Below are 11,930 nucleotides of genomic sequence, written 5' to 3'. Positions count from 1 at the left end.
GGCGGTTCCGGCATGCGTGATGGCTTGAAAAACTGGGTGGCCGCGATCGGCGGTCTGCTGGTGTTCGCGGGGCTGCCGGGGGCGGTCGCGCAGTTCGATTCGGCGCGCGTTGCTTCCGGCGTATCGACCGAGGCGCATCCGCGCGAACCATTGGTGCGCCCCCCTTCCCCGCCGCCTCCTGTCGAGCCGCTGGTAGTGCGCGAAGTCAAACCCGAGGAAGCGCAGGAGATCAACGCGGGGGTGCCCTTCTCCCGCCTGCCCAATCCGGCGGCGCGGCCGTTCATCTTTGCCGGATCGCCCGACTCACTGGCGCGGGCAATCGATTGTCTGGCGGCGGCGGGCTATTATGAGGCGGGCGACGACACTACGGGCCAGAAGGCGGTGGCGCAAGTGGTGCTGAACCGGCTGCGGCATCCCGCCTTCCCCAAGACGGTGTGCGGCGTGGTGTTTCAGGGGGCCGAGCGGAAGACCGGGTGCCAGTTCACGTTTACGTGCGACGGGGCGCTGGCGCGCACGCCATCCGCCGCCGCATGGAGCCGGGCGCAGGATGTGGCGCGGGCGGCTTTGGCGGGATCGGTCTATCGCAAGGTCGGCTATTCGACGCATTATCACACTGATTGGGTGGTGCCCTATTGGAGCAGCAGCCTGGACAAGGTGGCGGCGGTGAAGACGCATCTGTTCTTCCGCTGGACAGGATGGTGGGGCACGCCGCCTGCGTTCCGCCGGGCAGTGGATGGCAATGAACCGGCGGTGGTGCAGATCGCGCGCCTATCGCCCGCGCATCAGGGTGCGGGTGGAGCGTTGGCGATGCTGCCGGGCAGTGGCCTTGGCCTGCTTTCCCCCGCAACGATGGCGGCAGGCACGGCACGCCTCATCAGCCCAAGCATGGGCGCGGACGGACTGTCCGGCGTGACGCTGATGGCAGTCGAGCCGGGTGCGACGGCCTTCATCCTGCTGCTCGATCCGAAGAAGCCGGAGACCTATGCGAACATGGCCGCAGTGTTCTGCACCGGACGACCCCGATGCCGCATCCTCGCATGGAATGACCGGGCGATCGTACCGAAGGGGTTCCCCATATCCGAGACCGTGCTGTCGAGCATGGCATTCAGCTATATCCACGACGCGGCGAGCGGGTTGCAGCGGGCGCTGTGGAACTGCGCGCGCACGCCGCGTGGAAACAAGGCGGAATGCATGCGGCTTCGCGAGCCCGCCGGCGCAACGCCTCCCGCCGCCACTACACCGCCGGCAGCGACAACGCCCAAGACAGAGACTGTGGTAATCACAAAGCCGTCTTAGCCCGTCTTCCGCTCGCTGAGGCGCGACTTCATTATCGTAATAGTCAGCACAGATGACGAAGGACGAACGCAACCCGATCCTCCACCGCGACCTTCGGCAAGATCTTCACCTCATACCTCAAATCTTTGTACCCCGTGACTAGACGGTCATATTCGGCAACGGCGTCATCGAACAGATGTTGACGCTCATGATCGGTGACGAATATTTCTGGCCAGGGCGGCATGAAAACGGGCGAAGATGAGTGTCGTACCTACCGCTTCATACCCGGAAAACGCCCTCGATCACCGTCGCGCATCGCCCGCCCAACACCGCGCGGCCGCCCGCCAGTCGACATGTCAATCGCCCGCCGCGCTGGCTCGCCTGGAACGCGGTGAAGCTGTCCCGCCCCAGCCGCTTCGCCCAATAGGCCGTGAGCAACGCGTGCGCGGAACCCGTCACCGGGTCTTCGTTGATCCCTGCGCCCGGTGCGAAGACGCGGCTTATGATGTCGGTGTCGTCGCCCGGCGCTGTCGCGATGTAGAGGATGTCGCCGGGATCGATCGCACGCAGGCCGTGAAAGTCTGGCGTCAGCGCCAATATCTCGGCGGCGCTGCCATAGACGAGCAGGCTGTAGCCGCCATCGCGCCAATAGGTTTCGACCGGCGCGCCGCCCATGCCCGCCACGATCTCCGGCAAGTCCCTGCCGACCATCTCCCATGCGGGCAAGTCGAGCGCATAGCCTTCGCCGTCGCGCCGCACTTCAAGCACGCCTGCCTTGCGCGTGCGGAAACGGATCGCATCACCCTCGATCAGCACATGCCCGCTCGCCAGCGTCGCATGACCGCACAGCGCGACTTCCACCATCGGCGTGAACCAGCGCAGTTCGTAATCCGCTTCTCCGGTCAGATCGGGCACAGTGAATGCCGTCTCCGCCAGATTATTCTCCGCCGCGATCGCCTGTAGCATGTCGTCGGGCAACCACGCGTCGAGCGGCATCACCGCCGCCGGATTGCCAGTGAAGGACGCGTCGGCGAACGCATCGACCTGGTAGAAGGGAATGGCGGGCATGGCTCACATCCTGATGAGAAACGATGGCGCCGCTGATGCCATGGCCTCCGCGCGCCGCAAAGGGCCGCTCAGTGCGAAATGGCCACGGACTTAACATCGGGATCGACATGGCCTTCGGGATCGGGATGGATCAGAATTTCGACGCCGGGGAATTCCTTCTCCAGCCGCGCCTCGACTTCATCCATCACCCGATGCGCCTCGGCGACCGTCATCTCGGGGTCGACCCAGACATGGAACTGCACGAAGCGCTGCGCGCCGCTCGATCGGGTGCGCACGTCATGAATGCCTTTCAATTCAGGATGTTGCGCCACGATCTTCAGGAAGTGCTGCCGCTCGGCGACGGGCCATTCGTGGTCCATCAGTTGATCGATGGCGGCGTTTGCCGATCTCCATGCTCCCCATGCCAGCCACAGCGCGATCCCGACGCCGAACACCGGGTCCGCGCCAGATATGCCCGCATATTGCTCCAGCGCCAGCGCCGCGATGACGGACAGGTTCAGGACCAGATCCGATTGATAATGCAGGCTGTCGGTGCCGATCGCGAGCGATCCGGTCTGCGCAATGGCTCGGCGCTGATAGGCGATCAGGCCGATGCTCAGCACCATCGCGACGACCGATACGCCGATGCCGTAATCCGCCGACGCGACCTGATGCGCGCCGGAGAAGTGATTGAGCGAGCGCCAGCCGATCGCCACCGCCGCGACGGCGATCAACGCCACTTGGAACAGTGAGGCCAACGCCTCCGCCTTGCCATGGCCGAAACGGTGGTTGTGGTCGGCCGGCGTCGCCGCCACGCGCACGCCCAGCAGGGTGACGAGGCTGGCAATCAAGTCCAGTCCAGTATCTGCCAGCGACCCCAGCATCGCCGCCGATCCGGTGCGCGACACCGCCATCACCTTCAGCACCAGCAGCACCGACGCCACGCCTACACTGGCGAGCGCGGCGCGCTGCGCGATAGTGCCGCTCACGGGTAGAGCAGGCATTCCGCCCAGCCATCGCCCGATCGTGCGAACAGGCGGCGCTCATGCAAGCGATGCGCGCGATCCTGCCAGAATTCGATCTGTTCAGGGACGACGCGGAAGCCCGACCAATGCGGCGGGCGCGTCACGTCGCCGCCTTCGAACTTCGTCTGCATCGCCTCGAAGCGATCCATGAACACTTCGCGCGATGCCAGCGGGCGCGACTGGTCCGATGCCCAGGCGCCAAGCTGCGAATCCCGCCCGCGCGTCGCGAAATAGGCGTCGGCCGTCGCGTCATCGACGCGCTCCACCGCACCCTCGATCCGGATCTGCCGCCGCAGCGACTTCCAGTGGAGCAGCAGCGCGACATGCGGATTGGCGAAGATCTGCGATGCCTTGCGCCCTTCCAGATTGGTGTAGAAGGTAAACCCCTCCGGCCCGTGCCCCTTCAGCAGCACCATGCGCACCGACGGATGCCCCGCCGCATCGGCCGTTGCCAGCGCCATCGCGTTGCTGTCATTGATCTCGCTCTCGCGTGCCGCTGCATACCAATGGTCGAACAGCAGGAAGGGATCGTGGATGTCGGCATCGGGCGTTTCATCGGTCATGTCCGCTGTTTAGGGACCATAGGCCACACTGTCGAGGCGCACCGGAAACCTGGCCTTCTTGCGTTCGCACGCGCTTGAAGCGCGACAGGATGCTTTCCACATGATAGCTGACCTTCAACTTCGTTGAATTTGTTACGGACATGCAAAAGGTAAAAATGGCGGACCCCTACAGCACATTGGGCGTGGCGCGCGGCGCGAGCGAAGCCGAGATCAAAAAGGCCTATCGCACGCTGGCCAAGACGCTCCATCCCGATCGCAACAAAGACAATCCCAAGGCTGCCGAGAAATTCTCGGACGTCACGCGCGCCTATGATCTGCTGACCGACAAGGACAAGCGCGCGCAATTCGATCGCGGCGAGATCGACGGCGATGGCAATCCGGCGATGCCGTTCGGCTATGGCGGCGGTCGTGGCCATCCCGGTGGTGGACGCGGCGCTCCGGGCGATTTCGAGTTCAGCCAGGGCGGCGGCGACTTCGGCGACATCTTCGAAGGACTGTTCGGCGGCGGACGTGGCGCGGCGGCGGGCGGTGGCGGCTTTGGCGGTTTCGGGCGCGGCGGTCGCGGCGCACCTCCAGCCAAAGGCGCGAACGTCGCCTATCGCCTCGCCGTGTCGTTCATCGACGCTGCCATCGGCGCGCCGCAGCGGATCACCCTGCAAGACGGCAAAACCATCGACGTAAAGCTGCCCGCAGGCGTCGAGACCGGCACGCAGATGCGCCTCGCCGGCAAAGGCGCGCCGGGCGCGGCTGGTCCGGGCGACGCCATCATCACCATCGAAGTGGGCAATCACCCCTTCTTCACACGCGACGGCGACAATGTGCGCCTGAACCTGCCGATCACGCTAGACGAGGCAGTCAACGGTGCGAAGGTGAAGGTGCCGACCGTCGAAGGCCCGGTGATGCTCGCCATTACCCCCGGATCGGCGTCCGGCAAGACGCTTCGCCTCAAGGATCGCGGCTTCACCGGCAAGGGCGGCACGCGCGGCGATCAACTCGTCACGCTGATGATCGACGTGCCCGCCGACGACGCCGCGTTGAAAGCGTTCGTGGAAAGCTGGCAGGACAAGCGCACCGTCCGGGGGCATCTCGGCGTCTGAGGCGTTGATCCCTGCATGAGAGACGTCTCCCCCGAATCGCCCGAGGCACGGCGGCAGCGTCTGCTCGCGGAGCCGGAACATGCGCACCGCTTCCGGCTCTCGCGCTTCAAACCCGGCGCTAACGCAATACAGGTAATGAAGCGGGTGGCGATCGGCGTATACACCGACGGCTTCATTCACGCGGGCAACCTGGCCTATATGTCGTTGCTCACGCTGTTCCCGTTCTTCATCGTCGCGGCCGCGATAACCAGCATTTTCGGCCGCACGCAGGACGGCCTTGCCGCCGTGAACGGCTTCCTGCTGACAGTGCCGCCCAGCGTCGCCGATGTGCTGCGCGGCCCGATCGAGCAGGTCATCAACGCCCGCCTTTCCAGCGGCGTCCTGTGGCTCGGCGGGATCGTCGGCCTGTGGTCGGTCGGCAGCCTCATTGAAACGATCCGCGACATATTGCGCCGGGCCTACGGCACCCGCAGCGGCCGCGCCTTCTGGCAGTACCGGCTCGGCTCGATCGGCATCATCATCGTCAGCGTGTTCGCCGCGATGTTCGCTTTCTCGATCCAGTTGATGCTCCAAGGCGCGGAGGAATTTCTCGTCCGCGTCCTGCCCTTCGCAGACGAGGCAATCGGCATCGTTACCACCAGCAAGGTCGTGCCGATGGCAGTCCTTACCCTCGCGCTCTACTCGCTGTTCGTGTCGCTCACGCCCAGCAAATACCGGGGATCGCAGTTCCCCAAATGGCCCGGCGCGCTGCTGACGGCGGCATGGTGGTATGGCACGCTTATCCTCCTGCCCGCCGCATTGTCGCACCTCACCAGCTACGATCTGACCTATGGCAGCCTTGCAGGCGTCATGATTACCCTCATTTTTTTCTTCCTAGTCGGGCTTGGCGTGGTAATTGGCGCCGAACTCAATGCGGCGCTGGCGGAATTTCCGGACGGGGATACCGCCCCCGTCACACAAGAATAAAAGGATAAAAAAGGCATGACTGACGGGATAACGGGCACCCTGATGAAGGGGAAACGCGGTCTCATCATGGGCCTTGCGAACGATAAGTCGCTCGCCTGGGGCATTGCGAAGGCGCTCCATGCCCAAGGTGCGGAACTTGCCTTCTCCTATCAGGGCGAAGCGCTGGAAAAGCGCGTCCGCCCCTTGGCCGAGCAAGTCGGCTCGGACTTCCTGATCCCATGCGACGTGTCGGACATGGCGTTGCTCGACGCGACGTTCGACGCGCTCAAGGAACGCTGGGGCACCATCGACTTCATCGTCCACGCCATCGGCTTTTCCGACAAGAACGAGCTTCGGGGCAAATTCTACGACACCACGCTCGACAACTTCCTGATGACGATGAACATCTCCGCCTACAGCTTCGTCGCCGTCGCCAAGCGCGCGCGCGAACTGATGCCGGACGGCGGCGCACTGCTGACGCTGTCCTACTACGGCGCGGAAAAGGTGATCCCGCACTACAACGTGATGGGCGTCGCGAAGGCCGCACTGGAAACCAGCGTCAAATATCTCGCCATGGACATGGGGCCGGAAAATATCCGCGTGAACGCCATTTCCGCCGGACCGATCAAGACGTTGGCCGCCAGCGGCATCGGCGACTTCCGCTACATCCTGAAGTGGAACGAATATAACTCGCCGATGCGCCGCAACGTCACCATCGACGATGTCGGCGGCGCAGGGCTCTACCTGCTGAGCGACCTCGCCAGCGGCGTCACCGGCGAAATCCACCATGTCGACGCAGGCTATAACGTCATCGGCATGAAGGCCGAGGATGCACCCGACATCGGCCTCGACAAGTAGGCGCATGAGTTTCAACACCTTCGGCCGCGTATTTCGCTTCACGACCTGGGGCGAAAGCCACGGCCCCGCCATCGGCGCAGTAGTGGACGGCTGCCCTCCCGGCCTGTCGCTGGACGAGAGCGACATTCAGCCGTTCCTCGACAAGCGCCGCCCCGGCACATCCAAATATACGACGCAGCGGCAGGAGCCGGACCAGGTCCGCATCCTCTCCGGCGTGTTCGAAGGCCGCACCACCGGCACCCCGATCAGCCTGATGATCGAGAATGTCGACCAGCGTTCCAAGGATTATTCCGACGTCGCCAAGGCGTATCGCCCCGGCCATGCCGACTATGCCTATGACGCGAAATATGGCTTTCGCGATTATCGCGGCGGCGGGCGTTCGAGCGCGCGCGAAACTGCCTCGCGCGTGGCGGCGGGGGCCGTGGCGCGGCTGGTCATCCCGGACGTGGACATCTTCGCCTATGTCAGCGAGATCGGCGGCGACGCCATCGACCTGGCTCGTTTCGACGCCGCGCAGATCGAAGAGAATCCCTTCTTTTGCCCCGATCCGGAAGCCGCAAAGCGCTGGGAAGTTCTGGTCGACAGCGCCCGCAAGGATGGCTCATCCCTCGGCGCGGTGGTCGAGTGCATTGCCATCGGCGTGCCCGCAGGCTGGGGCGCGCCCCTCTATGCCAAACTCGACAGCGAACTTGCCGCTGCGTGCATGAGCATCAACGCGGTCAAGGGCGTCGAGATTGGCGACGGTTTCGCCGCCGCGCGCCTTCGCGGTGAAGACAATGCCGACCCCATGCGCCCCGGCGAAGACGGCAAGCCCGTCTTCATGGCCAATCACGCGGGCGGCATAGCGGGCGGCATCGCTACCGGCCAACCGATCAAGGTCCGGGTCGCCTTCAAGCCGACCAGTTCCATCCTGATCCCCGTCGATACGATCACCCGCGAAGGCGAAGCCGCGGACATCATCACCAAAGGCCGCCATGATCCCTGCGTCGGCATCCGCGGCGTTCCGGTCGTGGAGGCGATGATGGCTCTGGTGTTGGCGGACCAATGTCTCCTTCATCGGGCACAATGTGGAAGCCTTTCGTAATACCTCGATGCAGATATACAACAATTTCATGGTGATTTGTGCTTTGGCGACGCGAGCCAACGACGCTGTTTTTGGCTGATTACCGCCACTATTAGAAATCCATGCGTTCAATCTCATCTTCTTTTTAAACGCCCTGCAACAGTTTCTGTTGCCAAAAAGCTACACCTCCGAGAGATGTGACAGTCATTGTCATAATTGAGGTGAAACTGGAAATGGTTGGCAGTAGAGGGCCTCCCGTCGCCTCGTATCGGCGACGGAATGAAAGGACTGTTTTTACAATGAAGCGCTTTTTTGCCGTATTTGCTGTGGCCGCTCTGACCGCCACGCCGGCTTTCGCTCAAGAATTTTCCGGCGCGCGCGTTGGCGTCGAACTCGGTGCCGTTGACGATGATTTCGCCGGCACCGACGAAGCAACCTATGGTATCAACGCTGGTTATGATTTCGATCTTGGCAACACCGTTGTTGGCGTGACCGGCTCATATACTGGTCTCTTCGACGACGACAATTCCGACTTCCGCGACCTGACGCTCGCCGCCCGTGCAGGCTTCAAGGCTACGCCGCGGACGCTGGTTTATGGCACGCTCGGCTATACCAACCTGGACGCGAACGGCTTTTCCGGCTCGCTGGACGGCGTGAAGGTCGGCCTTGGCGTCGAGCAGAAGTTCGGCAACCTCTATGCAAATATCGAAACACGTTACGGCAACTATGAAGCCGACGGCGAACTGTATCAGACGGTAATCGGTCTGGGCTATCGCTTCTAATTCAGAGGCAAATTTTACAGGAAGGCGGCGTCCACTCGCCGCCTTTTTGTTTATTAGGTATGCAGATTGCGCTGTCCTACACGCTCTCCCCGCCGCTACAGTCGCGCCCTACCTCAAGCCGAACGTCCCGCAAGCACGTCCATGCCGCGATCCCCTCGACCCATTTCGGGACGACCAGCCGGAGCGACACATGGCGGCATCATTGCACTGACGGCAAAGGCTGTGGGTGGAAATTGGGCGCAGCCCCTCATAGCTGCACACGTATCCGGGGGTCGGCTGGCCCGCGTGTCCCCTATGCTCTCACGCCCCCTCTCGCACTTCTATTCAGATCTACCAGAAGGCCGCGGAAGCCAAGTGGGGGGTGACGTAGCGTGACTTTCGTGACCTTCCGGCCCAACATGGCTCATTTCTCGCCCCATCGCGTGCCAGTGGCGGCTTGCGTTGCCCCGACCGTTCTGCCCTGATAGTCAGTAGGCAACAGCATCGGGGTCAATCCCTCGAACATATTTCCGGGGGACCGCATGGCCAAGCGCCTTACTTCCATCATCCTGATCGCCATGATTCTCGGCGTCATCACTGGCTTCATCGCGAACCAGTGGATCGGCGCGGACAAGGATCAGGCAAAGGACGTCGCAGGCTATTTCCACTTGCTCGCCGACATCTTCCTCCACCTCATCAAGATGATTATCGCGCCGCTGGTGTTCGCCACGCTTGTGTCCGGCATCGCGAACATGGGCGATAGCGCCGCGCTGGGACGGATCGGCGGGCGAGCGCTATTGTGGTTCATCACCGCCAGCCTCATCTCGCTCAGCCTCGGCCTCATATTCGTCAACTTTTTCGAGCCGGGCGTCGGCCTCAACCTCGTGCAGAGCGGCGCGGATGCGGGCGTCGACACCAAGGCGCTCAATTTCCGCGACTTTGTCCTGCACGTCTTCCCGACTTCGATGGTCGACGCGATGGCGACCAACGCCATCTTGCAGATCGTGGTGTTCTCGCTGTTCATCGGCGTCGGCCTCACTGCCATCGGCGAGCGCGGCAAGCCAATCCTCGCGGTCGTGGAATCGCTGGTCGAACTGATGCTGCAAGTCACCAGCTACGTGATGAAAGTCGCGCCGTTTGCGGTGTTCGGGGCAATCGCCTCGGTGGTGACGGTGCAGGGTCTGGGCGTGCTCATCACCTTCGGGCAGTTGATCGGCGAGTTCTATCTGGCGCTACTGACCCTATGGATCATCCTCGGCTTTGCGGGCTTTCTCGTGCTGGGGCGGCGGGTGTTCACGCTGGCGCGCTATGTGCGGGAGCCGCTGCTGATCGCTTACTCTACCGCATCGTCGGAAGCCGCTTATCCCAAGCTGCTGGAGCAACTCGACCGCTTCGGCGTACCGCGCCGCATTTCCAGCTTCGTGCTGCCTTTGGGCTACAGCTTCAATCTGGACGGGTCGATGATGTACGCGTCCTTCGCGACGATCTTCATAGCGCAGGCCTATAATATCCACTTGCCGCTGGCGACGCAGATCACGATCCTGCTGGTGCTGATGATAACCAGCAAGGGCATCGCCGCCGTGCCGCGCGCTTCTTTGGTGGTGGTCGCCGCGACGCTGGCGCAATTCAATCTGCCGGTTGAGGGGGTCGCGTTCATCCTCGCCATCGACCAGTTCCTCGACATGGGCCGGACGGCGACCAACGTGGTCGGCAATGCCATCGCTACGTCCGTGGTGACGAAATGGGAGGGGATGCTGGAGGTCGAAGAGCCGGAATATGTAGAGCGCCCGCACGCGCCCTCGCATACGGCGGCTGGGGGTGCGGCAGGGCTGGACTTGGCGCCGGACATGGTGCGGGATGAGCGGAAGGGATAGCGCCGCCTCTATCGGAGGCAAAACACCCCAACCCCGTTCGCCCTGAGCTTGTCGGGGGTTCTGCTGAGCCGCAGGCGAAGCACACTTCACTTCGTTCAGTGGGGGGCTTCGACAAGCTCAGCCCGAACGGATTGTTGAGTTCTTGACCTACACTACCACTTGACCGCCAACTAAACTCGCATCGGCATGAGCACGTACAGCGCCGCGCTCTTGTCGTTCTCGCGGATCAGCGTCGGAGCAGCCGCGTCGGCGAGGTGCAGTTCCACGATGTCGCCATCGACCTGCCCCAGAATGTCGAGCAGATACCGCGCGTTGAAGCCGATCTCGAAATTGTCGCCAGCGTAATCGCCGGAGACTTCTTCCGCCGCCGTGCCGTTTTCGGGGCTGGTGACAGACAGCGTGATCTTGTCCTTGTCGAGCGCCATCTTGACCGCGCGCGTCTTCTCCGTCGCAATGGTCGCAACGCGATCGACGCCCTCCTCGAACCCGCGAGGGTCGATGCGCAGCAGCTTGTCGTTGCCGGTCGGGATAACGCGGCTGTAATCCGGGAAGGTACCGTCGATCAGCTTGCTGGTCAGGATCGCACTGCCGATGCCAAAGCGGATCTTGCCCGCCGAAAGCGAAACCTGCACGCTGCCGTCGACTTCATCGAGCAGCTTGCGCAGTTCGGCGATGCACTTACGCGGCACGATGATGTCGGGCATGCCCTCCGCGCCATCGGGACGTGCGACAGTGACGCGCGCCAGCCGATGCCCATCGGTTGCGGCGGCTTTCAGCACCGGCTGCGGATCGTCCGACACATGCAGGAAGATGCCGTTCAGATAATAGCGCGTCTCTTCGGTCGAGATCGCAAAACGCGTCTTGTCGATGATCTGGATCAGCGTCGAAGCAGGCAATTCGAAGCTCGTCGGCAAATCGCCTTCCGCGATCACCGGGAAATCGTCACGCGGCAATGTGGACAGGTTGAATTTCGCACGTCCTGCCTGGATCAGCATCTTGCCTTCCGACGCATGCAGCGAAACCTGGCTACCTTCGGGCAGCTTCCGGGCAATATCGAACAAGGTATGCGCCGAAATCGTCGTCGCGCCAGCCGTCTCCACCTGAGCCTGCACGCTTTCGACAACCTGCAAGTCGAGATCGGTAGCCATCAGCTTTATCGATCCATCCGCCGTCGCTTCGATCAGCACGTTGGACAGAATCGGAATGGTATTGCGACGCTCGACCACCGACTGGACATGGCCCAGACTTTTCAGGAGCGTTGCGCGTTCGATAGTGGCCTTCATTCCCTGGTCCCGCTCTGTTCTGCTTGCCTGTATGGGTGCCGCCCGAGTCCGGACGGTCGGGCAAGATGCCGCTCCTTCATTACCGACTATGCAACGATGGGCAAGCGCGCCGCTTGCAAAAATGCGTGGGGTACGCTTT

12 protein-coding genes are annotated in these 11,930 nt (G+C 62.8%); 7 read left to right on the top strand and 5 right to left on the bottom strand.

The window, feature by feature from the left end:
* Positions 1 to 12 precede the first annotated feature (12 nt).
* Positions 13 to 1,296, top strand: a complete 1,284-nt coding sequence (locus C1T17_RS06260; protein ID WP_104952706.1) for a cell wall hydrolase — start codon at positions 13 to 15, stop codon at positions 1,294 to 1,296.
* A 43-nt stretch (positions 1,297 to 1,339) separates the two neighbouring features.
* On the opposite strand, the gene C1T17_RS22090 is transcribed toward C1T17_RS06260, so the two are convergent.
* The 4 genes from C1T17_RS22090 to pdxH form a co-directional block, all read right to left on the bottom strand.
* On the bottom strand, positions 1,340 to 1,519 hold the full coding sequence (locus C1T17_RS22090; protein ID WP_104952705.1) for an AAA family ATPase: 180 nt from the start codon (positions 1,517 to 1,519) through the stop codon (positions 1,340 to 1,342).
* A 35-nt stretch (positions 1,520 to 1,554) separates the two neighbouring features.
* Entirely contained in the window at positions 1,555 to 2,343 is a 789-nt protein-coding gene (locus C1T17_RS06250; RefSeq protein WP_104952704.1) for a PhzF family phenazine biosynthesis protein, read from the bottom strand.
* Positions 2,344 to 2,411: 68 nt separating this feature from the next.
* Positions 2,412 to 3,326 carry a cation diffusion facilitator family transporter gene (locus C1T17_RS06245; protein ID WP_104952703.1) on the bottom strand — a complete coding sequence of 305 codons (915 nt, stop codon included), beginning with the start codon at positions 3,324 to 3,326 and terminating at the stop codon, positions 2,412 to 2,414.
* The gene (pdxH, locus tag C1T17_RS06240) at positions 3,308 to 3,883 is read right to left on the bottom strand and encodes a pyridoxamine 5'-phosphate oxidase (protein ID WP_104955040.1); all 576 of its coding nucleotides are present in this window, start codon (positions 3,881 to 3,883) and stop codon (positions 3,308 to 3,310) included. Before pdxH ends, C1T17_RS06245 begins: the two co-directional genes overlap by 19 nt.
* A 182-nt stretch (positions 3,884 to 4,065) precedes the next feature.
* Between pdxH and C1T17_RS06235 the strand changes: the two genes are divergently transcribed.
* The 6 genes from C1T17_RS06235 to C1T17_RS06210 all read left to right on the top strand — a co-directional run bounded on the left by C1T17_RS06235 (position 4,066) and on the right by C1T17_RS06210 (position 10,508).
* Positions 4,066 to 5,007, top strand: a complete 942-nt coding sequence (locus C1T17_RS06235; RefSeq protein ID WP_104952702.1) for a DnaJ C-terminal domain-containing protein — start codon at positions 4,066 to 4,068, stop codon at positions 5,005 to 5,007.
* 15 nt (positions 5,008 to 5,022) lie between these two features.
* Complete coding sequence (locus C1T17_RS06230) at positions 5,023 to 5,973, top strand: YihY/virulence factor BrkB family protein (RefSeq protein ID WP_104952701.1); 951 nt, start codon at positions 5,023 to 5,025, stop codon at positions 5,971 to 5,973.
* Between the two features lie 42 nt (positions 5,974 to 6,015).
* Complete coding sequence (fabI, locus tag C1T17_RS06225) at positions 6,016 to 6,810, top strand: enoyl-ACP reductase FabI (protein WP_104955039.1); 795 nt, start codon at positions 6,016 to 6,018, stop codon at positions 6,808 to 6,810.
* 4 nt (positions 6,811 to 6,814) lie between these two features.
* The gene (gene aroC, locus C1T17_RS06220) at positions 6,815 to 7,894 is read left to right on the top strand and encodes a chorismate synthase (RefSeq protein WP_104952700.1); all 1,080 of its coding nucleotides are present in this window, start codon (positions 6,815 to 6,817) and stop codon (positions 7,892 to 7,894) included.
* A 278-nt stretch (positions 7,895 to 8,172) separates the two neighbouring features.
* Positions 8,173 to 8,655, top strand: a complete 483-nt coding sequence (locus C1T17_RS06215) for an outer membrane protein (protein WP_189338512.1) — start codon at positions 8,173 to 8,175, stop codon at positions 8,653 to 8,655.
* Positions 8,656 to 9,176: 521 nt separating this feature from the next.
* Positions 9,177 to 10,508 carry a dicarboxylate/amino acid:cation symporter gene (locus C1T17_RS06210; RefSeq protein ID WP_104952698.1) on the top strand — a complete coding sequence of 444 codons (1,332 nt, stop codon included), beginning with the start codon at positions 9,177 to 9,179 and terminating at the stop codon, positions 10,506 to 10,508.
* 170 nt (positions 10,509 to 10,678) lie between these two features.
* Here C1T17_RS06210 and dnaN read toward each other — a convergent pair whose 3' ends face one another.
* Positions 10,679 to 11,791, bottom strand: coding sequence for a DNA polymerase III subunit beta (dnaN, locus tag C1T17_RS06205; RefSeq protein ID WP_104952697.1), 1,113 nt, complete (start codon positions 11,789 to 11,791; stop codon positions 10,679 to 10,681).
* Positions 11,792 to 11,930: the final 139 nt, after the last annotated feature.

This window comes from Sphingobium sp. SCG-1, assembly GCF_002953135.1.
Lineage (GTDB): Bacteria > Pseudomonadota > Alphaproteobacteria > Sphingomonadales > Sphingomonadaceae > Sphingobium.
The sequence above is the reverse complement of the archived record's forward strand: the minus strand, read 5'-3'. Positions and strand labels throughout refer to the sequence as shown.

Excerpts from the sequence above, each read along its gene's own strand:
- C1T17_RS06260 (WP_104952706.1), top strand. The coding sequence starts at position 13 with ATGCGTGATGGCTTGAAAAACTGGGTGGCCGCGATCGGCGGTCTGCTG.
- C1T17_RS22090 (WP_104952705.1), bottom strand. The coding sequence starts at position 1,519 with ATGCCGCCCTGGCCAGAAATATTCGTCACCGATCATGAGCGTCAACAT.
- C1T17_RS06250 (WP_104952704.1), bottom strand. The coding sequence starts at position 2,343 with ATGCCCGCCATTCCCTTCTACCAGGTCGATGCGTTCGCCGACGCGTCC.
- C1T17_RS06245 (WP_104952703.1), bottom strand. The coding sequence starts at position 3,326 with ATGCCTGCTCTACCCGTGAGCGGCACTATCGCGCAGCGCGCCGCGCTC.
- C1T17_RS06235 (WP_104952702.1), top strand. The coding sequence starts at position 4,066 with ATGGCGGACCCCTACAGCACATTGGGCGTGGCGCGCGGCGCGAGCGAA.
- C1T17_RS06230 (WP_104952701.1), top strand. The coding sequence starts at position 5,023 with ATGAGAGACGTCTCCCCCGAATCGCCCGAGGCACGGCGGCAGCGTCTG.
- fabI (WP_104955039.1), top strand. The coding sequence starts at position 6,016 with ATGAAGGGGAAACGCGGTCTCATCATGGGCCTTGCGAACGATAAGTCG.
- aroC (WP_104952700.1), top strand. The coding sequence starts at position 6,815 with ATGAGTTTCAACACCTTCGGCCGCGTATTTCGCTTCACGACCTGGGGC.
- C1T17_RS06215 (WP_189338512.1), top strand. The coding sequence starts at position 8,173 with ATGAAGCGCTTTTTTGCCGTATTTGCTGTGGCCGCTCTGACCGCCACG.
- C1T17_RS06210 (WP_104952698.1), top strand. The coding sequence starts at position 9,177 with ATGGCCAAGCGCCTTACTTCCATCATCCTGATCGCCATGATTCTCGGC.
- dnaN (WP_104952697.1), bottom strand. The coding sequence starts at position 11,791 with ATGAAGGCCACTATCGAACGCGCAACGCTCCTGAAAAGTCTGGGCCAT.